This window comes from Actinomadura sp. NPDC000600 (assembly GCF_040492135.1).
Lineage (GTDB): Bacteria > Actinomycetota > Actinomycetes > Streptosporangiales > Streptosporangiaceae > Spirillospora.
On record NZ_JBEUPD010000037.1, the window covers coordinates 1 to 25,189 of the forward strand.

22 protein-coding genes are annotated in these 25,189 nt (G+C 73.8%); 11 read left to right on the plus strand and 11 right to left on the minus strand.

Going from position 1 to position 25,189, the window contains the following annotated elements; genetic code table 11:
• Window positions 1-170 (minus strand): maltotransferase domain-containing protein (locus ABWI07_RS35945; RefSeq protein WP_353821330.1); only part of this gene is annotated, 170 nt, incomplete at its 3' end.
• A gap of 128 nt (window positions 171-298) precedes the next feature.
• Window positions 299-880, minus strand: coding sequence for a hypothetical protein (locus ABWI07_RS35950; RefSeq protein ID WP_353821295.1), 582 nt, complete (start codon window positions 878-880; stop codon window positions 299-301).
• 318 nt (window positions 881-1,198) lie between these two features.
• Between ABWI07_RS35950 and glgP the strand changes: the two genes are divergently transcribed.
• Window positions 1,199-3,796, plus strand: a complete 2,598-nt coding sequence (glgP, locus tag ABWI07_RS35955) for an alpha-glucan family phosphorylase (protein WP_353821296.1) — start codon at window positions 1,199-1,201, stop codon at window positions 3,794-3,796.
• On the opposite strand, the gene ABWI07_RS35960 is transcribed toward glgP, so the two are convergent.
• Both ABWI07_RS35960 and ABWI07_RS35965 read right to left on the minus strand, forming a co-directional pair.
• Window positions 3,793-4,368, minus strand: a complete 576-nt coding sequence (locus ABWI07_RS35960; RefSeq protein WP_353821297.1) for a hypothetical protein — start codon at window positions 4,366-4,368, stop codon at window positions 3,793-3,795. The genes glgP and ABWI07_RS35960 overlap by 4 nt on opposite strands.
• The gene (locus ABWI07_RS35965) at window positions 4,368-4,625 is read right to left on the minus strand and encodes a helix-turn-helix transcriptional regulator (protein ID WP_235036618.1); all 258 of its coding nucleotides are present in this window, start codon (window positions 4,623-4,625) and stop codon (window positions 4,368-4,370) included. Before ABWI07_RS35965 ends, ABWI07_RS35960 begins: the two co-directional genes overlap by 1 nt.
• A gap of 115 nt (window positions 4,626-4,740) precedes the next feature.
• Here ABWI07_RS35965 and ABWI07_RS35970 point away from each other — a divergent pair, with 115 nt between their 5' ends.
• Window positions 4,741-5,910: a sensor histidine kinase gene (locus ABWI07_RS35970; protein WP_353821298.1), complete on the plus strand. Its 1,170-nt coding sequence runs from the start codon at window positions 4,741-4,743 to the stop codon at window positions 5,908-5,910.
• A gap of 3 nt (window positions 5,911-5,913) precedes the next feature.
• On the opposite strand, the gene ABWI07_RS35975 is transcribed toward ABWI07_RS35970, so the two are convergent.
• The 3 genes from ABWI07_RS35975 to ABWI07_RS35985 all read right to left on the minus strand — a co-directional run bounded on the left by ABWI07_RS35975 (window position 5,914) and on the right by ABWI07_RS35985 (window position 10,592).
• Window positions 5,914-6,648: an ATP-binding cassette domain-containing protein gene (locus ABWI07_RS35975; protein WP_149257920.1), complete on the minus strand. Its 735-nt coding sequence runs from the start codon at window positions 6,646-6,648 to the stop codon at window positions 5,914-5,916.
• 153 nt (window positions 6,649-6,801) lie between these two features.
• On the minus strand, window positions 6,802-7,593 hold the full coding sequence (locus ABWI07_RS35980) for an SWIM zinc finger family protein (RefSeq protein WP_149257919.1): 792 nt from the start codon (window positions 7,591-7,593) through the stop codon (window positions 6,802-6,804).
• Complete coding sequence (locus ABWI07_RS35985) at window positions 7,593-10,592, minus strand: DEAD/DEAH box helicase (RefSeq protein ID WP_353821299.1); 3,000 nt, start codon at window positions 10,590-10,592, stop codon at window positions 7,593-7,595. Before ABWI07_RS35985 ends, ABWI07_RS35980 begins: the two co-directional genes overlap by 1 nt.
• Before the next feature lie 101 nt (window positions 10,593-10,693).
• Between ABWI07_RS35985 and ABWI07_RS35990 the strand changes: the two genes are divergently transcribed.
• Window positions 10,694-11,476 (plus strand): enoyl-CoA hydratase/isomerase family protein, encoded by a 783-nt coding sequence (locus ABWI07_RS35990; RefSeq protein ID WP_149257917.1) that lies wholly within the window; start codon window positions 10,694-10,696, stop codon window positions 11,474-11,476.
• A 19-nt stretch (window positions 11,477-11,495) separates the two neighbouring features.
• Here the strand turns inward: ABWI07_RS35990 and ABWI07_RS35995 are convergent, their stop codons facing one another.
• Window positions 11,496-11,870, minus strand: a complete 375-nt coding sequence (locus tag ABWI07_RS35995) for a winged helix-turn-helix transcriptional regulator (RefSeq protein ID WP_353821300.1) — start codon at window positions 11,868-11,870, stop codon at window positions 11,496-11,498.
• A gap of 96 nt (window positions 11,871-11,966) precedes the next feature.
• Here ABWI07_RS35995 and ABWI07_RS36000 point away from each other — a divergent pair, with 96 nt between their 5' ends.
• From ABWI07_RS36000 to ABWI07_RS36035, 8 genes are all read left to right on the plus strand, one after another.
• Window positions 11,967-12,650, plus strand: coding sequence for an NADPH-dependent F420 reductase (locus ABWI07_RS36000; protein ID WP_353821301.1), 684 nt, complete (start codon window positions 11,967-11,969; stop codon window positions 12,648-12,650).
• 75 nt (window positions 12,651-12,725) lie between these two features.
• The gene (locus ABWI07_RS36005) at window positions 12,726-13,493 is read left to right on the plus strand and encodes an SDR family NAD(P)-dependent oxidoreductase (RefSeq protein WP_353821302.1); all 768 of its coding nucleotides are present in this window, start codon (window positions 12,726-12,728) and stop codon (window positions 13,491-13,493) included.
• 173 nt (window positions 13,494-13,666) lie between these two features.
• Complete coding sequence (locus ABWI07_RS36010) at window positions 13,667-14,614, plus strand: acyl-ACP desaturase (RefSeq protein ID WP_149257914.1); 948 nt, start codon at window positions 13,667-13,669, stop codon at window positions 14,612-14,614.
• A gap of 416 nt (window positions 14,615-15,030) precedes the next feature.
• Entirely contained in the window at window positions 15,031-15,843 is an 813-nt protein-coding gene (locus ABWI07_RS36015) for a serine/threonine-protein kinase (protein WP_149257913.1), read from the plus strand.
• A 48-nt stretch (window positions 15,844-15,891) separates the two neighbouring features.
• Window positions 15,892-17,787 carry a serine/threonine-protein kinase gene (locus tag ABWI07_RS36020; protein WP_353821303.1) on the plus strand — a complete coding sequence of 632 codons (1,896 nt, stop codon included), beginning with the start codon at window positions 15,892-15,894 and terminating at the stop codon, window positions 17,785-17,787.
• 61 nt (window positions 17,788-17,848) lie between these two features.
• The gene (locus tag ABWI07_RS36025; protein WP_353821304.1) at window positions 17,849-19,165 is read left to right on the plus strand and encodes a hypothetical protein; all 1,317 of its coding nucleotides are present in this window, start codon (window positions 17,849-17,851) and stop codon (window positions 19,163-19,165) included.
• A 275-nt stretch (window positions 19,166-19,440) separates the two neighbouring features.
• Entirely contained in the window at window positions 19,441-20,220 is a 780-nt protein-coding gene (locus tag ABWI07_RS36030; RefSeq protein ID WP_149257910.1) for an electron transfer flavoprotein subunit beta/FixA family protein, read from the plus strand.
• 21 nt (window positions 20,221-20,241) lie between these two features.
• Window positions 20,242-21,192: an electron transfer flavoprotein subunit alpha/FixB family protein gene (locus ABWI07_RS36035; RefSeq protein WP_149257909.1), complete on the plus strand. Its 951-nt coding sequence runs from the start codon at window positions 20,242-20,244 to the stop codon at window positions 21,190-21,192.
• A 48-nt stretch (window positions 21,193-21,240) separates the two neighbouring features.
• Here ABWI07_RS36035 and ABWI07_RS36040 read toward each other — a convergent pair whose 3' ends face one another.
• From ABWI07_RS36040 to ABWI07_RS36050, 3 genes are all read right to left on the minus strand, one after another.
• Window positions 21,241-23,082 carry a serine/threonine-protein kinase gene (locus ABWI07_RS36040; RefSeq protein WP_353821305.1) on the minus strand — a complete coding sequence of 614 codons (1,842 nt, stop codon included), beginning with the start codon at window positions 23,080-23,082 and terminating at the stop codon, window positions 21,241-21,243.
• A gap of 49 nt (window positions 23,083-23,131) precedes the next feature.
• Window positions 23,132-24,358: an MFS transporter gene (locus ABWI07_RS36045; protein ID WP_353821306.1), complete on the minus strand. Its 1,227-nt coding sequence runs from the start codon at window positions 24,356-24,358 to the stop codon at window positions 23,132-23,134.
• 170 nt (window positions 24,359-24,528) lie between these two features.
• Complete coding sequence (locus ABWI07_RS36050; RefSeq protein WP_149257906.1) at window positions 24,529-25,050, minus strand: TetR/AcrR family transcriptional regulator; 522 nt, start codon at window positions 25,048-25,050, stop codon at window positions 24,529-24,531.
• Window positions 25,051-25,189: the final 139 nt, after the last annotated feature.

The following is a 25,189-nucleotide window of genomic DNA, read 5'->3' on the forward strand; positions in this document are numbered from 1 at the left end:
AACCGCTCGTGCCCCTCACGGAACACCGTCGCCGACACCTCGACCGTCTCACCCGCCACCGCCTTCGCCGGCCACCGGCCGCACCCCACCACCGGTTCGACGTTCACGATCGGAATGCGACCAAGCCTCGGAATGCCGGGCATGCTGGACGTTCCGGACTCGACGTGCATGTGCCATCTCCTACCCGTGCGAGACTTCCGAAACGTCTCCTGCCCGGGAAGGGGCCTTTAGCGTCCTGATTTTTTCGACAACTTTGTGCGACGCATCAACCGCGCAGGGTTGCGGTCGCGTAAGGCGCTCACCGGGTGGACCGCGCGGTCGGAGAGATCGGCGGGTCCGCCGACGTGACCTTGCCGGCGGCGTCCACGCACCTGCTGAACCCGCCGATCACCAGCGTCCCGTCGCCGGTGGTGCCGCTGAGCAGGATCTCCAGGTACATGCCCCGCCGGACGGCGATGAGCTTGCCGGCGTCGTCGCCGAGGGCCCAGCCGTCCCCCCGGAGCCGCTCCTTGACCGCGGCGTCCCTTGCGGCCGCCCCGTCCGGCCCGCGGTATTCCAGGCGCACCGCGTACTCCCAGTTGAGTTCGGCGGGCGCGCGCTCCGGGTCGTCCGGATCGTGGAAGCGGCACTGGTGGTCGTGGTCGCGGAGCACCGTCCGGGCCGTGCGCCCCTCGGCCGGGACGACGCCCGCCAGGCCGTCGACGGCGGTCCGGACCGCCGTCGCCTGCCGGTGCAGCAGCGGACGCTTCGCACTGGGGAACGGGCTCGGCGGCACGTCCGGGGACGCGACGAGGTTCCCGCACGACGTGAGCGCAAGCGCCAGGACAACGGTCAGCGCGGGCGCCAGGGCCCGCCGGACACCGCGATGGTCGGTGCGCACCGGCTCTCCTTCTTCCGCCCCGCGACGGCGCGCGGAGCATGTAGTGGTCTGCGGCTTTGACGGTGCGATGACCTGGTGTGATCGCCACTGGCCGACCTCGGCCAGTGGGGAACCGGTCTGGGGAAGGTCGAGTTTGGGCAAACGGTGGGCCGGGCCGCGAGGCCCCGCGCCGGCGACGAGCGGCCGCGGCAGGGCGCGAACCCCTGTGGCCGTGGGGCTCCGGGGACTCCTGCCATCGCCGGGACGACCGATCCGGAAGGTGAGGGTGTGGTCCCCGCCGTCGCGTCCATGCCCCCGAAGCGCATAGCGTGGCGTTGCGTGAAGGCAATCCGACGTTTCACGGTACGCACCGTCCTTCCCGAGCCCCTCAGGCAGCTCGAGGAGCTGGTCCTCAACCTGCGCTGGTCGTGGCACCACGAGACGCTCGACCTCTTCCGCGACGTGGACCCGGCGCTCTGGAAGGCCGTCCACCACGATCCCGTCCGGCTGCTCGGCGAGGTCGCCCCCGAGCGGCTCGCGCGGCTGGCGGAGGACCGGCGGTTCCTGCGGCGCCTCCAGGACACCGCCGAAGACCTGCACGAGTACCTGACGGCGCCGCGCTGGTACCAGTCGCGGCCCGGGGACTCACCGGTGAGCATCGCCTACTTCTCGCCCGAGTACGGGATCACCGCCGCGCTGCCGCAGTACTCCGGGGGCCTCGGCATCCTCGCCGGCGACCACCTGAAGACCGCGAGCGACCTCGGCGTCCCCATCGTCGGGGTCGGACTCCTCTACCGGCACGGCTACTTCTCCCAGTCGCTGTCGCCGGACGGCTGGCAGCTTGAGCGCTACCCCCCGATCGACCCCAACGGGCTGCCCCTCACGCTCCTCCGCGAGCGGGACGGAACGCCGGTGCGCGTCGTCATCGGCCTCCCCAAGGGCGGCGGCCTGCACGCGCAGGTCTGGATCGCGCGGGTCGGCCGCGTCCCGCAACTGCTCCTCGACTCCGACGTGGAGGAGAACGACCAGGCGGCGCGCGACGTCACCGACCGGCTGTACGGCGGAGGCGGCGACCACCGGCTGCTCCAGGAGATGCTGCTCGGCATCGGCGGCGTGCGGGCGATCCGCGCGTACTGCCGCATCACCGGGCACCCGGCGCCGGAGGTGTTCCACACCAACGAGGGCCACGCGGGGTTCCTCGGCCTGGAGCGCATCCGCGAGCTCGCCAAGGAGGAGGGGCTGAGCTTCGACGAGGCGCTGGAGGCGACCCGCGCGGGCACGGTGTTCACCACCCACACGCCCGTCCCGGCCGGCATCGACCGGTTCCCCCGCGACCTCATCTCCCGCTACTTCGGCGGCTCGAACGAGGAGGAGCAGGTCCCCGTCGACCGGATCCTCGCGCTCGGCGCCGAGGACTACCCCGGCGGCGACCGCACCGTGTTCAACATGGCCGTGATGGGGATGCGGCTGGCGCAGCGCGTCAACGGTGTCAGCAGGCTCCACGGCGAGGTCAGCCGGGAGATGTTCGGCGGGCTGTGGGGCGGGTTCGACACCGCCGAGGTCCCCATCGGGTCCATCACCAACGGCGTGCACGCGGGCACCTGGGTCGCCCGCGAGGTGCTCGAGTTCACCGCGCGGGAGCTGCCCGCGGTGATGGAGTCCGGGCGCGGCTGGGAAGCCGTCCGGGACGTCCCCGAGCCGGAGGTCTGGCGCATGCGGAACCTGCTGCGGCGCCGCCTCGTGATGGACGCGCGCCGCCGGCTGCGCGAGTCGTGGCGCCAGCGCGGCGCCAGCGAGGCCGAGACGTCCTGGATCGACGACGCCCTCGACCCCGACGTCCTGACGATCGGGTTCGCGCGGCGCGTCCCGTCCTACAAGCGGCTCACGCTGATGATGAGCGACCCCGACCGGCTCCGCTCGATCCTGCTGGACCCCGACCGGCCCGTGCAGATCGTCATCGCCGGGAAGGCCCACCCCGCCGACGAGGGCGGCAAGCGGCTCATCCAGGAGATCGTGCGGTTCACCGGGTCCGAGGCCGCCCGGCACCGGATCGTGTTCCTGCCCGACTACGACATGGCGCTCGGGCAGCTCATGGTGCAGGGCTGCGACGTGTGGATGAACAACCCGCTGCGCCCGCTGGAGGCGTGCGGCACGTCCGGGATGAAGGCGGCGCTGAACGGCGGGCTGAACCTGTCGATCCGCGACGGCTGGTGGGACGAGTGGTACGACGGCCAGAACGGCTGGGCGATCCCCTCCGCCGACGGCCTCGCCACCCCCGACCGGCGGGACGAGCTGGAGGCCGCCGCCCTGTACGAGCTGATCGAGGACCACGTGTCCGTCACGTTCTACGACCGGGACTCGGCCGGGATGCCGCGCCGCTGGCTGGAGATGGTCAAGCACACCATCGCCACCGTCGGCCCGAAGGTCCTCGCGTCCCGGATGCTGCGCGACTACGTCGACGACCTGTACACCCCGGCCGCCGTGGCGGAGCGCTCCATGGTCGCCGACAAGTTCGCGGGCGCCCGCGAGCTGGCGGCCTGGAAGCGGCGGGTCCGCGACGCGTGGCCGCGGGTCGCCGTCGAGCACGTCGAGTCCACCGGGGAGGAGAGCCCGCAGGTCGGCGCGCGGCTGACGGTCCGCGTCGTGGCGGACCTCGGCGGGCTCGCCCCCGAGGACGTCGCCGTCGAGGTCGCCTACGGCCGGGTGGACGACGCCGACGCCCTCGTCGAGCCGTCCTACCTGGAGCTGGCGGACGGCGGCCCGGCGGAGAACGGGCGGCGCCGCTACACCGGTGAGGTCCCGCTCGGACGCAGCGGCGCCTTCGGCTACAGCGTCCGGGTGGTGCCGAACCACCCGCTGCTGCCCGGCCGGACCGAGATGGGCCTCGTCGCGCTGCCGCCCGCGCCGCAGGGCATGACGAACGGCGACCTGCGCTAGCCGTCCTCCCCCTCGTCGTCGGCGGGCGGCGGATCCGGCGTCTGCCAGGCCGCCACGACGAGGGGGAGCAGCGCGTGCGTCGCCAGCAGCGCGAACAGGATCAGGAAGAGCGCGGCGCCGGGGATCTGCGACTCGCGGCCGCCCCGGTCGGCGATCATCGTCACCGCCAGCACGGCGGCCAGCACCAGCGTGGTGGCCCGGTGGGAGGTCGCGAACACGCGGAGCCGCGCCGCGAGCTGCCGCTCGTCCAGCTCCCGTTCCCGCTTGGCGGTCAGCCCGCGGGTCACCGCGATCAACTGGCCGGCCAGCGGCACCCCGCCCACCACCAGGACGCCCAGGATCACGAAGTTCACGATCATCGCGGTGTCGCTCGGGGCCAGCACCCAGGACACCGCGGCGTCCACCCAGAACAGGCCCAGCATGACCGCGCCCGTCCCGGCCAGGATCCGGCGGGGGCGGCGACGCGCGTAACGGGCGGGCAGCCGCCGCTCCAGATCCTCGTCGAGGCAGGCGAGGCGGTCCGCGCGCTTGCGGCGGGACCGCTCCACCCATCCGGCGGTGCGGTTCGTCATCACGTGTCTCCGATCCTCGGGAACGGCTTCAGGGAGAAGACGACCTCGACCGGCACCTCGAAGTACTCGGCGATGCGCAGGGCGAGGTGGAGGCTGGGGCTGTACTCGCCCCGTTCCAGGTAACCGACCGTCTGGTAGTGGACGCCCAGCGCGGCGGCGAGGTCGCGGCGGGAGACGCCGCGCTCCGCCCTCAGCACCGGGATCCGGTTGTAGACGGTCTCCTTCTCGGCGGACACCGGGCCAGTCTTGCGGATCACGACCCCCTCTGTACGGGTCCTAGAACAGTTCGCCATAGGACTGCATCCGTTGATAGTAGAAGTACTACATATGATCGCAGACATGCAAGCGGGCGGATCCTGGCAGGATGGACATGTGCGACTTGCTAACCGGCGCGCGCGGCCGCTGCCCTGGCTGCCGACCGGGCGCACCGCGGACGCCGCGCTGGCCGGCGGCTTCTTCGCGGTCCTGGCCGCGATGACCCTCGTGTCGGTCAACATGGGCCCGCCCACGCGGATGCCCCTCTACAGCTGGGCGCTGCTGGCGGTCGCGTGCGGCGCGCTGTACTTCCGCCGGAGACGTCCGGTCGCGGTCGCCGCCGTCACGCTCGTCGCCTGCGCCGTCTACTACCCGGTCACCGAGCCGGACGGCCCGGCGGTGCTCACGTTCGTCGTCGCGCTCTACACGGCGGCGTCCGAGGGGTACCTCACCGCGGCCGTCGTGCTCGCGGGGATCTCGGTCGGCGCGACCGTCACCGCCGACGCCCGCGACGACGTCAACCACCTCGCCGACGCGGCCGGCTTCCTGCTCATCGGCTGGTTCGTCGCGGTCGTCGCCATCGGCGGCGTCGTCCGCAACCGGCGCGCCTACCTGCGCGAGGCGGAGGAGCGCGCCCGGGTCGCCGAGCGCGGCCGCGAGGCCGAGGCCCGCCGCCGCGCCATCGAGGAGCGGCTGCGCATCGCCCGCGAGCTGCACGACGTCCTCGGCCACAACATCTCGCTCATCAACGTGCAGGCCACCGCCGCGCTGCACGGCCTGCGCCGCGAGCCGGAGCGCGCCGAGGACGCGCTCACCGCGATCAAGCAGGCCAGCAAGGACGTGCTGCGGGAGATGCGCGCCACCCTCGGCGTGCTGCGGCAGGTCGACGAGGCCGCCCCGGTCACGCCCGCCCCCGGCCTCGCCCGGCTGGACGAGCTGACCCGCGGCATCACCGCCGCCGGCGTCAAGATCCGCACCGAGGTCGAGGGGGAGCCGCGCCCGCTGCCCGCCGAGGCCGATCTCGCCGCGTTCCGGATCGTCCAGGAGGCGCTCACGAACGTGACCCGGCACTCCGGCGCGACCTCGGCCGCCGTCCGCATCCGCTACGGCGCCGACCACGTCGTCCTCAGCGTCGAGGACGACGGAACGCCCGGATCGAGCCCGCCGTCGGCCGACGGCAGCGGCATCCGCGGCATGCGGGACCGCGCCGAGACCCTCGGCGGCACCCTGGACGCCGGCCCCGCCCCCAACGGCGGCTTCACCGTCCGCGCCCGCCTCCCCCTCTGAGGGCTACACGGCCTTGGAGGTCGGGGGGTGGGCAGTGGTCATCGGGGGCCAGAAGCGGGTGGCGGTGGGCGGTCTGCGGGTCGGGATCATGCCGGTGGGGCCCGCGTCGGCCGTCGGTTGCACGTTTCGGGCCCGGTCGACGACGCCGATGCGGTCGGCTCGGCGGGCCTCGGCGGCGTCGCGCGTGGTGAGGAGGACGGTCGTGCCGGCGGCGGCGATCCGGCGCAGCGTCGCCCAGATCTGGTGGATCGTTCCACTGTCGAGGCCGGACGTGGGCTCGTCCAGGAACAGCACGTCCGAGCGGTCCAGCAGCGCCAGCGACAGGTCGAGCCGCCGCCGCTGCCCGGGCGTCAGCCGCTCGAACCGCACCCCCGCGGCCCTCTCCAGGCCGGTCAGCGCGAGCGCCTCCTCCGCCGTCAGCGGGTCCAGCGTCCAGCGGTGCCGGCCTTCGACGATCTCCGAGACGGTGAGGCCGGGGAACAGCCCCTCGTCCCGCCACACCGTGCCGATCCGCAGGCCCTCCCGCGCCGCGTACGGGTCGGCGCCGAGGATCCGCACCGTGCCGCGGCAGGGGCGGCGGAGTCCCGCGAGCGCCTCCAGCAGCGGGGTCTTGCCCGAGCCCTGGTGGCCGAGCAGCGCGTAGACCTCGCCCTCCGGCACCGCGAACGAGAAGTCCCCGACCGTCCGGGCGCCGCAGCGGACGCGCAGCCCCCGCGCCTCCACGACGATTCCGCTCATCCCTCGTAACTCCCCCCCATGAGGTGCGGGTCCCGGCCCTCCCCGGAGCGCCCGCATGGCAGGAGGCTACGGAGCGAACCCGCCGGTAGGCGGCCGAGCCGCGCCGGCGTTCGCACTCCGTAAGATCATCCGTGGCCCGGCGGAGCCCTCGGATCAGTCGTCGTCCTGCGCGGCGAGCGCCTCGTAGGCGGGGGCCAGGACGTCCGGCAGCGCGCGGCGGCGGACGCGGACCGGCGGGGGAGTGGCGACCTGGAGCACGAACCCCGGCGGGACCGGCGGCGCGGGCGGGCGCTCGCGGAGCCGGGCCAGGCCGGACGGCGGCGTCCAGAACCCGGCGGCGGTGAGCGGCTCGTCCTCCATCTCCAGCGGGTCGGGCTCGGTCGCGGTGGCGCGGCGGAGCGCGCCGAGCAGCTGGTCGCGCCGCCGGCCGTTCCACTGGAGGATGAGGAACGGGTCGTCGTCGAACGCCTCGGCCAGCAGGTACAGGACGGCGGCCGCGTGCTTGCACGGGTCGCCCCAGTCGGGGCAGTCGCACATCAGGTGCAGGTCGGACGCCGCGCCCGGGAACAGCGCCAGCCCCAGCTCGGCGAACACCCACTCGATCTCGGGCGGCATCTCCCCGGCCAGCAGCCGGGCCCGGAAGAGCGCGCGCGACGCCAGCTCGGCCTCCACCGCCCGCCAGCCGTCCTCGTCGATCGCCTCGATGCCGAGCGCCACCTCGTACGGCTCCGGCGCCGAGCCCCGCACCTTCGCGGTCACCTCGTACGCCTCCACCCGCAGGTCGAACACGTTGCCCTTGCGGGCGTACGTGCGGCCCCGCTGGAGCCGGCCGGCGTCGGCGAACGACTCCACCAGGTCGATGAAGCGACGCGACCACCACCGCGCCCCGATCGACCCCCGCCTGGTGCGCGCCCTGATCCCCCCGTCGTCCGGCCGCTCGTCCATCAGTCGCTCACCGCCTCCGGCGACAGCCGCAGGACGTCGCGCAGCTCGGCGACCGACAGCTCGGTCAGCCAGTCCTCGCCGGTGCCGACGATCGACTCGGCCAGGGCCTTCTTTCGTTCGATCATCTCGTCGACGCGCTCCTCCATCGTCCCGACGCAGATGAACTTGCGGACCTGGACGTTGCGGGTCTGCCCGATGCGGAACGCCCGGTCGGTGGCCTGGTCCTCGACGGCCGGGTTCCACCATCGGTCGACGTGCACGACGTGGTTGGCGGCGGTCAGCGTCAGGCCCGTCCCGGCGGCCTTGAGGGACAGCAGGAAGACGGCGGGCTCGGCGTCCTCCTGGAAGCGCTGGACGAGGTCGTCGCGCGCCTGCTTGGACGTCCCGCCGTGCAGCCACAGCACCGGGCGTTCGAGCCGCGCCGCCAGGTAGGGCTGGAGCATCGACCCGAACTCGGCGTACTGGGTGAACACGAGGGCCTTCTCGCCCTGCTCCAGCACCTCGGCGCAGATCTCCTCCAGCCGTTCGAGCTTGCCCGACCTGCCGGGCAGGCGCGAGCCGTCCTTGAGCAGCTGCGCCGGATGGTTGCAGACCTGCTTGAGCTTGGCCATCGTCGCGAGCACCAGCCCGCGCCGCTTGGCCTCCTCCGCCTCGGCGATCTGCTGGAGCATGTCGTCGACGGTGGCCCGGTAGAGCGACGCCTGCTCGGTCGTCAGGTTGCAGTAGACCTTGATCTCCTGCTTCTCCGGCAGGTCCGTGATGATCGACCTGTCGGTCTTGAGGCGCCGCAGGACGAACGGCTGCGTCGCCCGCCTGAGCGCCAGCGCCGCCTGCTCGTCGCCCTCCCGCTCGATCGGGATCGCGAACCGCCGCCGGAACTCGGCGCGCGGCCCCAGCAGCCCCGGGTTAGCGAACTCCATGATCGACCACAGTTCGGTCAGGTGGTTCTCCACCGGCGTGCCGGTGAGCGCGATCCGGCTGCGCGCCGGGATGCTCCGCACCGCCCTGGCCTGCCGCGTCCCGCTGTTCTTGAGCGCCTGCGCCTCGTCGCAGATGACCCGCTCCCACGCGATCGCGGCGAGCATCTCCGCGTCGCGCGCCGCCGTCCCGTACGTGGTGAGCACCAGGTCGGCGCCCGCCACCGCGGCGGCGAGGTCCTCACCCCGGTGCCGCCCCGTGCCATGGTGGACGTACACCCGCAGCTTGGGCGTGAACCGAGCCGCCTCCCGCTGCCAGTTCCCCACCAGCGACATGGGAACGATCGCGAGTGTCGGCGGCGGGGTTGCGCCGTCATTTCGTTCGTGAATTAGCAGCGAGAGCACCGAAATCGTCTTCCCGAGCCCCATGTCGTCCGCGAGAAGGGCGCCGAGGCCGAGATCGTTCATGAACGTCAGCCAGGCGAGCCCGCGCTCCTGGTAGGGGCGCAGCTCGGCGTCCAGGTCGTCGGGGGTGCGCATGGGGGTGAGGCGGCGGTCGGCTTCGCCGGAGAGGAGGTCGCCCAGTGAGCCTGCCGCGTCGACCTCGGTGAGGGGGAGGACGTCGTCGCCGGCGTGGACGATCGCGCGGATCGCCTCGGCGGCGGTCATGCGGCCGCGGCGCGGGTGGCGCAGGAAGTCGAGGGCCGCCTCCAGCTGCCGCTCGTCAAGCTCCACCCACTGGCCGCGCAGCCGGACGAGCGGCGTCTTCAGCCGGGCCAGCTCCTCCAGTTCGGCCTCGTCGATGCTCTCGTCGCCGATGGCGAGGTCCCAGCGGAAGTCGACCATCGATTTCAGGTCGAAGCCCGAGGGAGCTGCCGACCCTGAGGACGCCTCCGGGTCCTCGTTGCGGGTGGTGAGCTTCATGCCGAGCTTCGCCTTGCCCGCCCACTGGGGGAGCAGGACGCCGAAGCCCGCGGCGGCGAGCATTGGGGCCGCCTGGCGGAGGAAGCGGAACGCGCCCGCCGTGTCGAGCAGGAGCTCGGCCGGGGTGGGGCCGTCGAGGGCGGGCGCCAGCTCCGGGTAGAGGCGCAGAGCGCGGCCGAGGCCGGCGAGGAGCGTCTCCTCCGCCTGCGGGATCGAGGTGGCCTCCCCCTCCCAGACCATCGCGGCGGGGACGTAGAGGCTCGGGTCGTCGGTGCCCTGGAGGGCGAACTCCACCCGCCACGTGTCGCCCTCGCGGGGTTCGGCGTCCTCCTCGAACTCCTCGGCGCCCGGTTCGGCGAGGCGGAAGCAGGCCCGCAGCGGGCCGGACGGGCGGCGCGCTGCGGCGGCCCACGCCTCCAGCTCGGCGATCAGGTCGTCGGGGTCGTCGCGGGGTTCGCGGGCGACCTCGGCGGACGGGCCGGTGAGCGCCATCACCCAGCGCTCGGCGAGCGGCAGCCGGTCGGGCTCCTTGCGCCGCGACACCAGCAGCGGATGCGGCACCACGCCCCGCACCGCCGTGTCGACCAGGGCGGACAGCGCCTCGCGCAGGACCTCGGCGGCGGGGCGCCCGCCGTCCGCGGCGCGGCAGGCGGCGGGCATGGCGCGGGCCAGCGCGCGGAACCGCGCCGGGTCGTCGAGGACCGGGCGCCAGCGGGCCACGAGGTCGCCGTCCTCGCGCAGCAGGGCGGGCAGGACGTGGCCGCGCCCGGCGAGGTGCACCGCCTCGTCGGCGACCATGCACAGGAAGCGCAGGTCGGTGCCCGCGATCACGTCGGCGCCGTGCTCGGCCGCCTGCAGCAGCGCCATCGCGGGGAACGGCGCGAGGACCAGGGCGGGGACCCGCCACGGGCGCAGCTCGGGCTCGCCGCTCACCGGTTCGGGGCCCAGCTCGGCCGACGGCAGCGGATGGTCGCCCGCGGTGGGCAGTGCCATCGCCAGCTCGACGGGGAACGCGGTGCGCAGGAGCGGCTCGTAGGACGTGCCGGTGAAGTCGCAGGTCGCGAAGGGGTGGACGTCCGGGGAGGGCTCGTACGGGCCGGTGCGTTCGGCCCACAGGCAGAGCGCACCGCCATGCCAGGTGGCGTGGGCGACGAGCATGGTCCCCGAAGCTACCAGCAGCCTCGGACGTCACCGCGCTTCCCGCTCCCTCACTACTAGGCTCGGGGCGTCCGCCATCGGGTTTCATTAGGAGGGTCGCCGTGGGCGAGTTCGTACGGGTCGAGGTCGAGGACGGGATCGCGACGATCAGGCTGGACCGTCCGAAGATGAACGCCCTGAACGCCCAGATGCAGCGGGAGCTGATCGACGCGGCCCGGGAGGTCACCCAGGACGAGGCGGTCGGCGCCGTCGTGCTGTACGGGGGCGAGCGGGTGTTCGCGGCGGGCGCGGACATCAAGGAGATGGCTCCGATGTCGTACGCCGAGATGTCGGCGGGGCACTCGCGGCTGCTGCAGGACTTCGCCAAGGCGCTCGCCGCGATCCCGAAGCCGGTGATCGCCGCGATCACCGGGTACGCGCTCGGCGGCGGGCTGGAGACGGCGCTGACCGCCGACTTCCGGGTCGCGGGCGAGAGCGCGAAGGTGGGGCAGCCGGAGATCCAGCTCGGCATCATCCCGGGCGCGGGCGGCACGCAGCGGCTGTCCCGGCTGATCGGGCCGTCGAAGGCCAAGGACCTGATCTTCTCGGGACGGCACGTCGCGGCGGACGAGGCCCTCGCGATGGGCCTGGTGGACCGGGTCGTCCCGGACGACGCCGTCTACACCGCCGCCAAGGAGTGGGCGGCGACGTTCGTCGGCGGCCCCGCGATCGCGCTGCGCGCCGCCAAGCAGGCCGTCGACCGCGGCCTCGAGGCCGACCTCGACACCGGGCTGGAGATCGAGCGGACGCAGTTCGCGGCGCTGTTCGCCACGGAGGACCAGGCGAACGGGATGAAGAGCTTCATGGAGGAGGGCCCCGGCAAGGCCCGGTTCACCGGTCGCTGAGTTCACCGGGCCCCTGCGTTCACCGTTCGCTGAGCGCGCGGTCCCGCGTGTCGACCACCTCGTCGGCGTAGCGCTCGGTCCAGCGGCCGAGCGCGGCGAGGGGCTCCAGCATGCCGCGCCCCGGCCCGGTCAGCTCGTACTCGACGCGCGGAGGCGCCTCGGCGTAGCGGCGCCGGGTCACCAGCCCGTCGCGTTCGAGGCGGCGCAGCGTCCCGGTCAGCACCTTGTGGCTGATGCCTCCGATCCGTGCCTGCATCTCGCCCGGACGCAAGGGGCCGTGCTGCAGCGTCCACAGCACGACGCCCGCCCAGGTGCCGGACAGCAGGTCGAGGGCGAGCCGCGTACGGCAGTCGGCGGCGAACTCGCTCACGTTCAAGGGCTCGTATTCGTCCATGGGATCGCCCGCCATCCTGCCCCTTCCGATACGCACCGGATGGTGCGAAACGGACCACCTAACGTCCCGTCCGACGGTAATCGAACGGAGGACGGCATGCGGATCGGAATCCTCGGCGCGGGCGCCATGGCGGACGCCCTCGCGACGCAGTGGGCGCGCAAGGGGCACCAGGTTCGGATCGGGGCGCGCACGCCCGCGAAGGCGGTGGCGCTGGCCGACCGGATCGGGCACGGCGCGGCCGGCGGCACGCTCCGGGAGGCGGCGGAGTTCGGCGAGGCGGTGCTCCTCGCCGTCTGGCACGAGGGCGTGCAGGACGTCCTGCGCGAGGCGGGGCCGCTGGAGGGGCGGGTGCTGATCGACTGCACCAACCCGATGGAGCCGCCGTTCGAGCGGCTCAAGACGGCGGGCGGCCCGTCCGCGGCGCGGCGGATCGCCGACGCGACCGGCGCGCGGGTCGTCAAGGCCTTCAACACCTGCCACGAGAGCGTGTGGCGGATGACGCCCCCGGTGTTCGCGGGCCGTCCCCTCGGCGTCCCCCTCTGCGGCGACGACGAGGACGCCCTCGCCGTCGTCCGCGGCCTGGTGACCGACCTGGGCTGTGTGCCCATGGACGGCGGAAGCCTGGAAAGGGCCGGGCTCCTGGAGGCGGCAACCGCGTTCATGGTGGGGTTGTGGACGGCGGGCGAGGACCCGGCCGCGATGCTGCCGCCGCCCGAGTACGCTGGGGGCGACCCGGCGCGCACGTCCGAAGACCCGCGCGCGACGGAACTTGCGGGCTGACGGGCTAAAACGTTATTTGCGTTTTTTGGGCGTGCTGCGGGGCTGCGCGAAGATCGCCCGATAGCATCTCCCGCCATGCGACACGCGTACCGGACCGCGCTGGTGACGGGGGCGTCCAGCGGCATCGGCGAGAGCTTCGCCCGCCTCCTGGCCCGCCGCGGCACCGACCTCGTGATCGTGGCGCGCCGGAGCGACCTGCTGGACGGCCTCGCCCGCGACCTCGTCGAGCGGTACCGCGTGGCGGTGGAGGTGCTCGCCGCCGACCTCACCGACCCCGCGCAGCGCGCCGAGGTCGAGGGGCGGCTGCGGGCCGAGCCGGTCGAACTGCTGGTCAACAACGCCGGGTACGGCGCATTTGGAGCGTTCGCGGAACTGCCGCTGGACGACCACCTGGCGCAGATCGAGCTCAACGTGGCCGCGCTGGTGCGGCTCACCCACGCGGCCCTTCCGGGGATGATCGCGCGCGGCCGGGGCGGTGTGCTGAACGTCGCCTCGATGGCGGGGTTCGCGCCCTCGCCCGGCAGCGCGACCTACGGGGCGACGAAGGCGTACGTGGCGTCCTTCTCCGAGAGCCTGCACTCCGAGGTCTCGGGGAAGGGCGTCCACGTGACGGCGCTGTGCCCCGGATTCACCCGCACCGACGACGAAGCCCCGGCCAACGCGCTGTGGCTGCGGCGCGAGGACGTGGCGCGGGCGGGCCTGGAGGCGGTGTCGACCGGCCGCGCGCTGTGCGTCCCCGGCATGCAGTACAAGGCGGCGCTCCCGGCGCTGCGGCTCGTCCCGAGGCCGCTGCTCAGGGCCGCCGTGAACCGCATGTGGCAACAGGCCGCCGACACGCGGTGACGAGACGTCACACCGTTTCACGCAGGTCTACAAAAGTTCCCGCGCCCCGCTTGTCGCGGTGGTGACTTGACGGGGGTCGCGCTGACTCGCGACGATCGAACCTACGCTTGAGTAGGTTGTGAACGGCCTGCTGGGCGGCTGCAGGACGACCTCTCGTCAAGCGAAGGAACCGCATGTCCGTGACCCCCGAAGAGAAGTTCCAGACCAGCCTCATGCTCGACCTTGAGCCCGTGGTCGAGAAGGAGCTGAACCGGCACCTGTCGATGGCCAAGGAATGGTTCCCGCACCAGTACGTCCCGTGGAGCGAGGGACGCGACTTCGACGGGCCGCTGGACGGCGAGCCGTGGTCCCTCGAGCAGTCGAAGCTGAGCCTCGAGGCCCGCGAGTCGCTCATCGTCAACCTCCTCACCGAGGACAACCTCCCCGGCTACCACCGCGCCATCGCCACCGTGTTCGGCCGCGACGGCGCCTGGGGCACGTGGGTGAACCGCTGGACCGCCGAGGAGAACCGGCACGGCATCGCCCTGCGCGACTACCTCACCGTGACCCGCGCGGTCGACCCGATCGCGCTGGAGCGCGCCCGCATGCACCACATGGAGGCCGGCTACGAGGCCGACCACGGCGACTCCTTCCTGCACGGGACGGCATACGTGTCATTCCAGGAGCTCGCGACCCGCGTGTCGCACCGCAACACCGGCAAGGCGTCCGGCGAGCCCGTCTGCGAGCAGATGATGACCCGCATCGCCGCCGACGAGAACCTCCACATGATCTTCTACCGGAACCTGATGGGCGCCGCGCTCGAGGCCGCCCCGAACGAGACGATGCGGGCGATCACCGACGTCGTGACGTCGTTCCAGATGCCCGGCCACAGCATCGACGGCTTCCTGCGCAAGTCGGTCGTCATCGCCAACGCCGGCATCTACGACCTGCGGCTCCACCACGACGACGTGCTCATCCCGGTCCTGCGCAAGTGGGGCGTCTTCGACCGCACCGACCTGACCGGCGACGGCGAGAAGGCCCGCGAGGAGCTCAACGAGTTCCTGGAGCAGCTCGACGCCGCCGCCACCAAGTTCGAGACCCGCCGCGAAGAACGCCGCGCCCGCCAGGCAGCGCGGCGCTAGCCCAGGGGGGCGACCCCCTGGAACCCCCGTTGCGAGCCGGGCGATCCTCACGCCACGGTGCGGGTGTGTTGTGCCCGTGCGGGTTTGCGGCGTGGCGCTGCGGTCGCCCGGCTCGGCGGGCATGCGCGTTGCGCTCGCTGCGCTCGCTCCACGCGCCTGCCCGCGCTGTGTCTTCCCAGGGGGGCGACCCCCTGGAACCCCCGTTGCGACGCAGGCGATCCTCACGCCGCCGTTGCGGTCGCCGTGCCCGTTGCGGTCTGTGCGGCGTCGCTGCGGTCGCCTGCGTCGGCGGGCATGCGCGTTGCGCTCGCTGCGCTCGCTCCACGCGCCTGCCCGCGCGGCCGGCTGAGGTCCGGTCCAGGGTGATCTGAACCGTGGCGGGAACCAGAGGGGCGTTTTCGGGCGTCCAAGGGGGCATGGGGACGCACAGGCGACTGGGCGGGTACCGGTTGCTCGGCGAGATCGGCCGGGGGAGCACGGCGGTGGTCTACCTGGCCATGGACGCCGGCGGCCGGGAGGTCGCGGTCAAGGAGCTCGTTCCGGAGCTCACGGGGGAGCCGGAGGCGATCAGCCGGCTGGCGCGGGAGATGTCGGCGCAGGCGCGGGTGCGCAGCGCCTACGTCGCCCGGCTGCTGGACGGCGCGGTGTCGGCCCAGCGGCCGCACGTGGTCATGCAGTACGTGCCGGGGTGCCCGCTGAACGACCTCGTCGAGGCGTACGGGCCGCTGCGCGGCGACCGGCTCGTCCGGTTCGCGCGGCGGCTGGCGCTGGCGCTCGGGGACGTCCACGACGCGGGCGTGCTGCACCGCGACGTCTCGCCCGGCAACGTGATCGTCCTCGGCGACCGGCCGACGCTGATCGACTTCGGCATCGCGCACGAGTCCGGCGCGGAGCAGATCACGAGGCGCGGCATGGTCGTGGGCACGCCCGCCTACCTGGCGCCCGAGCTGATCGAGGGGGAGCGCGCCACGACCGCGTCGGACGTGTTCTCGTGGGCGTCGACCGCGGCGTACGCGGCGACGGGGCGCCCGCCGTTCGGGCGCGGCTCGCTGCACGGGGTGTGCTTCCGGATCCTGCGCGGCCAGGCCGACCTCGACGGGGTGCCCGAGCCGCTGGCAGGGCTGCTGCGGGCGGCGTTCCGCCGCGACCCCGCGGAGCGCCCCGCCGCGCGCTGGTTCGCCGGCGCGCTGGCCGACGCGGCCAAGGGCGACGGGGTGGTGGCGGCCTGATGGCTGGATCTCCTCCGCGGGATCGGCAAGGGTAGGGTTTCGGAAACGATGAAGGGAGCCGTCACGTCCGGGGACCGAATCGGCCACTACAGCGTCCTGCAGACCCTGGGGGAAGGGGGCATGGGCGTCGTCTACCTCGGCGCCGACCCCGAGGGGCGCAACGTGGCCATCAAGGTGCTGCGGCCCGCGGTCGCGGGGGACGCCACGGCGCGTCGCCGGCTGGCCCGCGAGGTCGACTCGATGCGCAGGGTGCACAGCCCCCACGTCGCCGAGATCCTCGACGCCGACGTGACCGCCGACCAGCCCTACATCGTGACCCAGTACGTGCCCGGCCGGACGCTGGAGGAGATCGTCGAGGAGGCCGGCCCGATCTACGGGCCGGGGCTCCAGCGGCTGGGCGTCGGGCTGGCGTCGGCGCTGTCGGCGATCCACGGCGCCGGGATCGTGCACCGCGACCTGAAGCCCGGCAACGTGATGCTCGTGGACGGCGAGCCCGTCGTGATCGACTTCGGCATCGCGCAGGCCGCCGACGCGACCCGGCTGACCGCGACCGGCATGGTCATCGGCACCCCCGGCTACCTCGCCCCGGAGATCATCGAGGGCGAGGACGCGGGCCCGCCGTCGGACGTGCACGCCTGGGCCGGGACGCTGGCCTACGCCGCGACCGGCCGGCCGCCGTTCGGCTCCGGCACCTTCGAGTCGATCTTCTACAAGATCATGCAGGGCACGCCCGACCTGGACGGCGTGCCCGAGGCGATGCTGCCCGTGCTGCGGTCGGCGATGGCGCGGCACCCGGCCGAGCGCCCGACGGCCGTCAGCCTGGTGCAGCTCACCCGCCGCATCCACCTCGAGGCCACGATCACCGACCAGACGCGCGTCGACCGGCACTACCCGTCGCCGAGCGCGTCCCGGCCTGAGGAGCCGGCGGCCGACCACTCCCGGCAGTTCTCCATGCCGCTGCCGTCGCAGGACCCGCCGTCGCGGTCGCCTTCGTCGTCGACGCCCAGCGGGACGGCGATCCCGTCGCCCGCCCCCGTCCCGGCGCAGCCGAAGGACTTCGTCGGGCAGCTGCCGCCCGCCGCGCCGCCGCCCGTCCCGCCGCCCGGGCCCGCGCCGTTCAAGGCGGGGGAGCAGTACGCGCAGCGCGGCTACGGGCCGCCCGCGCCCTACGACCAGGGGCCCTACCAGGGCGGCTATCCGCCGCAGTACGCGCCTCCGCCGACCCAGCCCCCGCCGGGCGCCCTCCAGCGGGGCCCCGCGGAGGCCAGGCCCGACCAGGCCCGGCCCGACCAGGCACGGCCCGACCGCGCCGCCGGTGCCGACAAGGAGCGGCGCAAGCCCTACGGCTGGTACCGGGTGCTCAGCTTCATCGTCCTTGTGGCGCTGCTCGGGTTCGCCAACATCGCGCCGCTGCTCGCCCTCGGCGTCACCGTCGTCGGCGTGCTCGTCCTGCGGATGGCCGACAAGGCGGCCAAGGGCATGGAGGGCCGGCAGACGCGGCGGGGCCCGCGCTCGGGCGACGCCGTTGCGGCCGCGTTCCGGACGCCGCTGCACCTGCCGGGCGCCCTGATGTCGACCGTGCTGTGGACGTCGCTCAGCTTCCTCGCCGGGCTGGTCCTGCTCGCCGTGCTGATCTTCGCCGATCCGAACATGACCGCGTCCAAGGCGATCGCCTACACGGCGATGGCGGTGATCGGGCTGCTGTGCCTCGCGCCGGGCAGCGGCGCGCCCCGCCGCCAGCTCGCCCGCATCTGGGGCGCGCTGCTGCCGCGCGCCGAGGCGGCGCTCGTCGGGGCGCTGATCCTCGGGATCTTCGCCGCGGTGCTGGTCGGCCTGTCGCAGCGGCAGCCGCCCGACACCACGCCGGTGGACGGGATGAGCCAGGACCTGGAGAGCCTGCGGGCCGACGTCCACGACCTCGTGGCGGGCATCCCCGGCACGTGACGCGCGGGCCCTCCCGCTGACCGGGCGCGGCCCCTCTCAGGTCGGTATGGTGGCGACCCATATGAGCGGCGAGACGAGCCATCAGGCGCACATCGGTCCGTACCGGCTGCTGTCCAGGCTGGGCGGCGGAACCGGTGGCGTCCACCGCGCCGCGGGCCCCGACGGCCGCGATGTGGCGATCAGGCTCCTCCCGCCGGGAGCCGCCCCCGACGTGGCGCGGATGCGCGAAGTGCTCAGCCCCTACGTGGCCGACGTCCTGGACGGCGAGGCCGCCGGCCCCCGCTCGTACGTGGTTTTCCGGTTCGTGCCCGGACGGCCGCTCGCGGAGACGGTCGCCGGCCAGGGGCCGATGTCGGGGGACGCGCTGCGCCGCATGGCCTTCGGGCTGGCCAAGGCCCTGGCCGCCATCCACCTGACCGGCCTCGCCCATGGCGAGCTGGGGCCGGGAACCGTCCTGGTCGTGGACGACGCTCCGGTCGTCGTCGACTTCGCGCTGACCGCGGGCGCCGACGCCGCCGACGACGTCCGCGCATGGGCCGCCACGGTGGCGTTCGCCGCCACCGGCCGTCCGGACGCGCCCGCCGACGCGCTGCCCGCCGACCTGCGCCCCCTGGTGGCGGCCGCCTCGCATCCCGACCCCGCCACCCGTCCGGCCGCGGCCGAACTGGCGGAGGCGGCGTCCCGGCTGAAGCTCCCTGCCGCCCCCTCCGCCCGTCCCGCCGGCGGGCCTCCCACCGCGGCCCCTTCCGCCCCTGGGACGTTCGCGGCCGAGCGGCCGAGCGGGCCCGCCGGGGAGCGCATCGCCTCCGACGGGGCGCGGGAGACGGCGGCGCACGAGATGGCGGTGGCGCAGGGCTGGGCTCGGCTGCTCGCGGCCCTGGTGGTCGTGGCGGGCGTCGGTGTCGTGATCATGCTGCCGATCGCGGGGCTCGCCCTGACGCTGGTCGCGGTGACGCTGCTGCGCGTCGCGGGCACGACGGCGCGCGGCTGGGCGTGGGCGCTCGGGCGGACGCTGCTGACCGTCCCCTACGCGGCGGCCTTCACGGTCGCCGTCCCGCTCGGGCTCGCCGCGGCGTCGGCGGTCGGCGGGAAGCTCGACTCCCTCACCGCCTGTGCTTTCGGCGCCGGAGCCGGGGCCGCGGTGCTGTGGACGGCGCCGGGCGTCAGCGCCCCGCGGCGCCAGCTGGAGCGGATGTTCCTGCCGGTGGCGCTGCGGCCGCGGGCCGTCGCCGCCGCGGTCGTGGGGCTCGGCGTGCTGTGCCTGCTCGTCGGCGTCGGCGCCATGACGATGACGCCGAGCTTCTCCCCGACCTACGGCCTGCAGCGGACGCTGGAGAGCTCCATGGACCGCCTCCAGCACGCCGTCAACAGGGTGTGAGGCGTGATGCCCGACACGTCCGATTCGGGACGGCGCATGACCCCCAAACCCGCCGCACACGTGGGTAAGGTCTCACGAACTGGGATTTGCCAGTAGGCTACCGACGAGTAACATTATCGTGCACGGCCCAACCGGGGACCCGGCTCCGAAGCGCGTTCGGGTGTTTGGCAGGCTGTGACTTCGAAAGCGCATGTCCGCGTCGACCCGTCATGGGCGGCGCCCCTCTGCCGCTTACCTCAGCGGCCAACTGAGTGCAGGGAGGTCGGCCACCGGCCATGAACATCGTCGTCCTGGTGAAGCAGGTTCCCGATACGGAGAGCCCGCGCAAGCTGAAGTCCGATGACAGCACGCTCGACCGCGCCGCGGCGGACGGCGTGATCAACGAACTCGACGAGTACGCGATCGAAGAGGCGCTGAGCATCAAGGAGGCCCAGGGCGGCGAGGTGACCGTCCTCACCATGGGCCCCGACAAGGCCACCGACTCCATCCGCAAGTCGCTGGCGATGGGCGCCGACAAGGCCGTCCACCTCGTCGACGACGGGCTGGCCGGATCGGACGCGCTGCAGACCTCCTACGCGCTGCAGCAGGCGCTCGGCCGCACCGGCTTCGACCTGGTGATCCTCGGCGCGGAGTCCACCGACGCGCGCACCGGCGTGCTCGCCGCGATGCTCGCCGAGCGGCTCGGGGTCCCGCAGCTGTCGCTCGCCAACAAGGTCGAGATCGACGGCACGTCCATCAAGGTGCAGCGGCAGACCGACTACGGCTTCGACCGGGTCGAGGCCACCCTGCCCGCGGTGGTGTCCGTCGTGGAGAAGATCAACGAGCCGCGCTACCCCTCGTTCAAGGGGATCATGGCGGCCAAGAAGAAGCCGGTCGAGACGCTCGGCCTCGGCGACGCCGGCATCGACGCGTCCCAGGTCGGCCTGGCGAACGCCGCGACCGAGGTGGTCGACTTCGCCGAGGCGCCGCCGCGCGCGAAGGGCGAGATCGTCACCGACGAGGGCGACGGCGGTGCGAAGATCGCCGAGTTCCTCGCGTCGAAGAAGTTCGTCTGACCGAGGAAGGGGATTGCAACCATGGCCGAGATTCTCGTCCTCGTCGACCACGTCGACGGTGAGGTCAAGAAGGTCACGCTCGAACTGCTGACGCTGGCGAACCGGCTCGGCGAGGCCGCCGCCGTATGGGTCGGCCCGGGCTACGAGAACGCCAAGGACAGGCTCGCCGAGTACGGCGCCGGCAAGGTCTACGTGGCCGCCGACGAGGAGCTCACCTCCTACGTCGTCGCCCCGAAGGCCGCGCTGCTGGCCCAGCTCGTGAGCGAGAAGTCCCCGGCCGCGGTGCTGGTGGCCGCGACCGGCGAGGGCAAGGAGATCGCGGGCCGCCTGGCCGTCAAGACCGGCTCCGGCGTGCTCACCGACGTCGTGGACGTCGCCGACGGCTTCGTCGCCGAGCACTCCATCTTCGGCGGCGGGATCATCGCGCACGCCAAGGTGAAGACGGGCACGCCGATCATCGCCGTGCGGCCGAACTCCGTCGCCCCCGAGGCGGCCCCGGCCACCCCGGCCGAGGAGCAGGTGTCGGTCGCGCTCTCGGACGCCGACAAGGGCGCCCGGATCGTGGAGAAGGTCGTCCAGGAGAAGGGCGAGCGCCCGGACCTGACCGAGGCCGCGATCGTGGTCTCCGGCGGCCGCGGCGTCGGCGGCGCCGAGAACTTCAAGATCATCGAGGGGCTGGCCGACTCGCTCGGCGCGGCCGTCGGCGCCTCCCGCGCCGCGACCGACGCCGGCTGGTACCCGCACTCGTTCCAGGTCGGCCAGACCGGCAAGACGGTGTCGCCGCAGCTCTACGTCGCGGTCGGCATCTCCGGCGCCATCCAGCACCGGGCCGGCATGCAGACCTCGAAGACCATCGTCGCCATCAACAAGGACCCCGAGGCGCCGATCTTCGAGCTCGTCGACTACGGCGTGGTGGGCGACCTGTTCCAGGTCGCGCCGCAGCTCACCGAGGAGATCAGCAAGCGCAAGTGATCCCGCGCGGACGGCCCGGCGACGCTCGCGTCGCCGGGCCGTCCGCGTTCAGGAGCGCTTCGGCGACGGGTACGGGACGGCTTTCAGCAGCGAGGGCTTGAGCATGTCGTCGACCTCGGCGTAGGGCAGGACGGAGTCGCGCAGGCCGCACGCCGACTCGTATCCCAGGGTCGAGCCGTAGAAGGCCACGCGCAGGCCCGTCGGGGTGAGCGCCATGGTGACCTCGCCGGACTTGACGAACGCGGACGGGTTGTCGGTGCCCCGTGGCTGGAAGCCGCCGTCGCGCGGCTGGTCGCTGTAGCAGTAGACCCCCCCGGGCTGGTGCGCCTTGACCCTGCCGTCCAGCGGCTTGAGGCCCTGCTCGGTCGGGACGCGGAACAGGTCGAGCGGTTTGTAGGACGCGCCCGTCCTGAGGTCGACGGTCGCCGCCTGGGACTGGTCCCAGCCCGTCCCGCGCTCGCCGCGCAGCTCGACGGTGTACCAGACCGACAGCAGCCGGTCGCTGCGCAGCAGGATCTTCGGCGTCACGACGTCGGTGTAGGGACCGCGGCCGCCGGACTGCAACCCGTTGCGCGTCTTGGCCCAGCGCTGTTCGAGCGGTGCCCGGAGCGCCTGGTTGATCTTCCGGTTGAGCGCGGCGTCCCCGCCCGTCACCCGCACGACCTGGCCCTGCGCCTGGAACGTTTTGCCGCCGCCGAGGTCCTGCCGCGGCTCGCTGAGAGCGGCCAGCTGCGCCACGAATGGCTTCGCCTTGGGAGCCTGGTCGGCCACCGCCACGTACACCGCCGCCCCGCCGCCCACGGCGACCGCGGCGGCGCCTCCCGCGACGGCGACGGCGCCCTTCGCGCCGAGCGTGCCGATGACGCCCTTGCCCGCCGCGCCCGCCGCGCCGGCGCCGCCCGTTCCGGCCGCGCCCGACCCGGCCGCCCCGGCGGCCCCCGCGGAGCCCGCGGCTCCGGCCGACCCGGCCGCGCCCGCCGCTCCGGCGGCCCCCGCCGAGGCGCCGCCGGAGCCGAGGCCGAGCGCGGTCAGCGGGAACAGCATCGACAGCGCGGCGGCGGTCCCCGCGAGCGTGCGGACGCCGCGCCCTTCCCAGTCGGGCCCGTACGCGCCCGCCGCGACCGACTCCAGCTCGGAGACGAACGCGGCGGCGCCCATCGGCCGCTCCCACGGGTCCTTCGCCAGCCCCCGCTCGATCAGCGGGCGGAGCGGTCCGGGGACGTCCGCCACCGGGATCGGGGCCGTGAGGTGGCGGCCCATCAGCCCGGCCTGGTCCTCGGCGGTGTAGGGGCGGCGCCCCGTGACGCACTCGAAGAACACGCACGCCGCCGCGTACACGTCGGTGGCGGGGGAGGCGGGCTCGTTCCGCCACTGCTCCGGCGCCATGTAGACGGGCGTCCCGGAGCGGCCGGACGCGCCCGCGTCCACCGCGATTCCGAAGTCGATCAGCTTGCTCAGCCCGTCGCCGCGCACGATCACGTTGGCGGGCTTGTAGTCGCGGTGGACGATCCCGAGGCCGTGGGCGGCGGCGAGGCCGAGCAGCGAGCCCTTGAGGAGCGCCAGCGCGGCCTCCGGCGCCAGCGGCCCCCGCTCGGCGAGCACCGACTTCAGCGGCGCCCCGTCCACCGCCTCCATGACGATCGCCGCGCCGTCCGGCGTCTCGACGAGGCCGAAGAGCTGGGCGACGAACGGGTTGCGCAGCCGGCCGAGCAGCTCGGCCTCGCCGCGGAAACGGTCGCGGAACTCCGCGTCCCGGGTGAGGGACGCCGACAGGTACTTGATCGCGGCCGGGCGGCCCGTCGCGTCGTGCCGCGCGAGCACGACGCGACCCTGTGCGCCCTCGCCGAGCACCCGCAGCTCGGTGTAGCCCGGAACCCGCCAGTCGCCCATACCGCCCCCTGTCCGCCCGTTCTGGAAGGGGTTATATCGGATGGCGGCCTCAGGCGGCGACGGGTTCCGGTCGAGCGTCGCCCGGCACCGGGGCCTCCGCGGCCGGCTCGGGGGCCGGGGCGGGGACGGTCACGTCCGCGGTCGCGCGCAGCGGCGCGTACCGGGCGCCCGCCGCGATCAGCAGCGCCAGGACGACGACCACGCCGACGCCGACCCGCAGGGACGTCGCCTCCGACAGGAAGCCGACCACGACGGGGCCGAGCAGCAGGCCGCCGTAGCCCATCGCGCCGACCTGGGCCACGGCCGCGGCGGGACGGTCCGGCGCGGCCGAGCCCGCCAGCGAGATCGTCGTCGGGACGACCGTGCAGACCACGAGGCCGGTCACGAAGAACCCGGCGATCGCCACCGCCGGGACGGGCGCCAGCACGACGACGGTCATGCCCGCCGCGGTGCCGAGGCCCGCGCCGACCAGCAGCCGGCGGGTGCCGACCCGCATCCGGACGCGGTCGCCGACGAGCCGCCCGAGCAGCATCGCCAGCTCGAACACCGGATAGCCGGCCGCGGCGACGGCCTCGGTGGCGCCGAGCTCCTCGTGCAGGAGCAGCCCGCTCCAGTCGGCGATCGACCCCTCGGTCATGAACGCGATGAACGCGAGGACGCCGATCAGGTAGACGGCGGGCGGCAGCCGGCGCGCCTTGCGCCCCGTCCCGGACGCGGCCGGCGCGGCGGGGTCGGGCAGGTAGGTGCGGCCGAGCGCGAGGGCGGCGGGCAGCGACAGCAGCGCGGCGGTCAGCACGGTCTCGGTGAACCCGAAGCCGGCCGCGGCCGTCGCGACGCCGAACAGGCCGCCGCTCATCGCGCCGACGCACCAGCCGGCGTGCATGCCGCTCATGACGGACCGGCGGTACGCCTGCTCGACGACGCTGCCCTGCGCGTTCATCGCGATGTCGGTGATCCCGAACGTCATGCCGAACAGCGCGACCGCGCCGAGGAGCACGCCGTAGGTGGGGGCGAGCGCGACGGCCGCGTAGGACACCGCGGTCAGCGGCAGGGCGACCCGCAGGACGGTGCGGCTGCCGGCCCGCGCCATCACGCCGCGCAGCGCCTGCATGGCCGCGATCGCGCCGACTCCCCAGACGAGGACGACGATGCCGATCTCACCCTCGTTCGTCCCGAACTTGCCGGCCAGCGCGGGCATGCGCGCCACCCACACTCCGGTCAGCAGACCGGCCAGTGCGAAGGTCAGGAACGTCCCCGAACGGGCACGGAACAGCATTGTTCACCTCTTTCTCGGCTGGGCGGGGCGCACCCCGGTGGTGCGGCGGGCGTCGGGGGACGTGCCGCGGCGTGTGACATGCGTCATGGAACGCTCCAAACCGCTGCGGGTCGGGAGCGTCCAGGTCCGGAGGTTCCGGAGGTTCGGGTGGGGCGCGCGGCGCCCCGGCGTCAGCGCTCCAGCAGCCCCAGGAGCCGCTGTTTCAGCGCGTCGAGCTGCGCGCCGTCGTACAGCGCGGGGTCATGGCTGACCACCTCCCAGAGGCCCTCGGCCGCCAGCCTGACGACCGCGGCGGTGCCGGGGTCGGGATCGTCCGCGGGATCGCGGCCGTGCCAGCGGCGCATCGCCTCGTTCAGCGGCTCGGCCTGCTCCGGATCGGCGGCGACGGCCGTGATGGCCGACCACCGCCGGTAGGCGCGGGCCTCGCCGGTGAGGATCTCGAACGTGGCCTCGACGTACGCGCGGGTGTAGGACCCGGGCGTGCCGTCGTCGTAGGCGGCGATCAGGGCGTCGAACTCCTCGATCACCCGCGCCACCATCGCCCGGACGAGCGCCTCCTTGGTGGGGAAGTGGTAGAGCAGCCCTCCCTTGCTGACGCCGGCGCGGTCGGCGACCGCGCTGAGCGTCAGCGCCTGCGTCCCCTGCTCGAAGAGCACGGACTCGGCGGCGTCCAAGAGGGCTTCCCGTTTCATGACGTCCTTACTGTACCGGCTGGACGGTATACGGGCCAACAGCGGGGGCCCCGCCGCTATTCCGGCCCGTCGCGGGCGTGTTCCGAGCGTTCCCCAGGGCCCCGGAAGGGAACACGAAGGGCGCGGATACTGTTGTCCG

What these genes read in the sequence shown, in the direction of transcription:
- ABWI07_RS35960 (WP_353821297.1), bottom strand. Translation starts at nt 4,368, where the DNA reads ATGACGAACCGCACCGCCGGATGGGTGGAGCGGTCCCGCCGCAAGCGC.
- ABWI07_RS35975 (WP_149257920.1), bottom strand. Translation starts at nt 6,648, where the DNA reads ATGAGCGGAATCGTCGTGGAGGCGCGGGGGCTGCGCGTCCGCTGCGGC.
- ABWI07_RS35980 (WP_149257919.1), bottom strand. Translation starts at nt 7,593, where the DNA reads ATGGACGAGCGGCCGGACGACGGGGGGATCAGGGCGCGCACCAGGCGG.
- ABWI07_RS35985 (WP_353821299.1), bottom strand. Translation starts at nt 10,592, where the DNA reads ATGCTCGTCGCCCACGCCACCTGGCATGGCGGTGCGCTCTGCCTGTGG.
- ABWI07_RS35995 (WP_353821300.1), bottom strand. Translation starts at nt 11,870, where the DNA reads ATGGACGAATACGAGCCCTTGAACGTGAGCGAGTTCGCCGCCGACTGC.
- ABWI07_RS36000 (WP_353821301.1), top strand. Translation starts at nt 11,967, where the DNA reads ATGCGGATCGGAATCCTCGGCGCGGGCGCCATGGCGGACGCCCTCGCG.
- ABWI07_RS36005 (WP_353821302.1), top strand. Translation starts at nt 12,726, where the DNA reads ATGCGACACGCGTACCGGACCGCGCTGGTGACGGGGGCGTCCAGCGGC.
- ABWI07_RS36010 (WP_149257914.1), top strand. Translation starts at nt 13,667, where the DNA reads ATGTCCGTGACCCCCGAAGAGAAGTTCCAGACCAGCCTCATGCTCGAC.
- ABWI07_RS36015 (WP_149257913.1), top strand. Translation starts at nt 15,031, where the DNA reads ATGGGGACGCACAGGCGACTGGGCGGGTACCGGTTGCTCGGCGAGATC.
- ABWI07_RS36020 (WP_353821303.1), top strand. Translation starts at nt 15,892, where the DNA reads ATGAAGGGAGCCGTCACGTCCGGGGACCGAATCGGCCACTACAGCGTC.
- ABWI07_RS36025 (WP_353821304.1), top strand. Translation starts at nt 17,849, where the DNA reads ATGAGCGGCGAGACGAGCCATCAGGCGCACATCGGTCCGTACCGGCTG.
- ABWI07_RS36030 (WP_149257910.1), top strand. Translation starts at nt 19,441, where the DNA reads ATGAACATCGTCGTCCTGGTGAAGCAGGTTCCCGATACGGAGAGCCCG.
- ABWI07_RS36035 (WP_149257909.1), top strand. Translation starts at nt 20,242, where the DNA reads ATGGCCGAGATTCTCGTCCTCGTCGACCACGTCGACGGTGAGGTCAAG.
- ABWI07_RS36040 (WP_353821305.1), bottom strand. Translation starts at nt 23,082, where the DNA reads ATGGGCGACTGGCGGGTTCCGGGCTACACCGAGCTGCGGGTGCTCGGC.
- ABWI07_RS36045 (WP_353821306.1), bottom strand. Translation starts at nt 24,358, where the DNA reads ATGCTGTTCCGTGCCCGTTCGGGGACGTTCCTGACCTTCGCACTGGCC.
- ABWI07_RS36050 (WP_149257906.1), bottom strand. Translation starts at nt 25,050, where the DNA reads ATGAAACGGGAAGCCCTCTTGGACGCCGCCGAGTCCGTGCTCTTCGAG.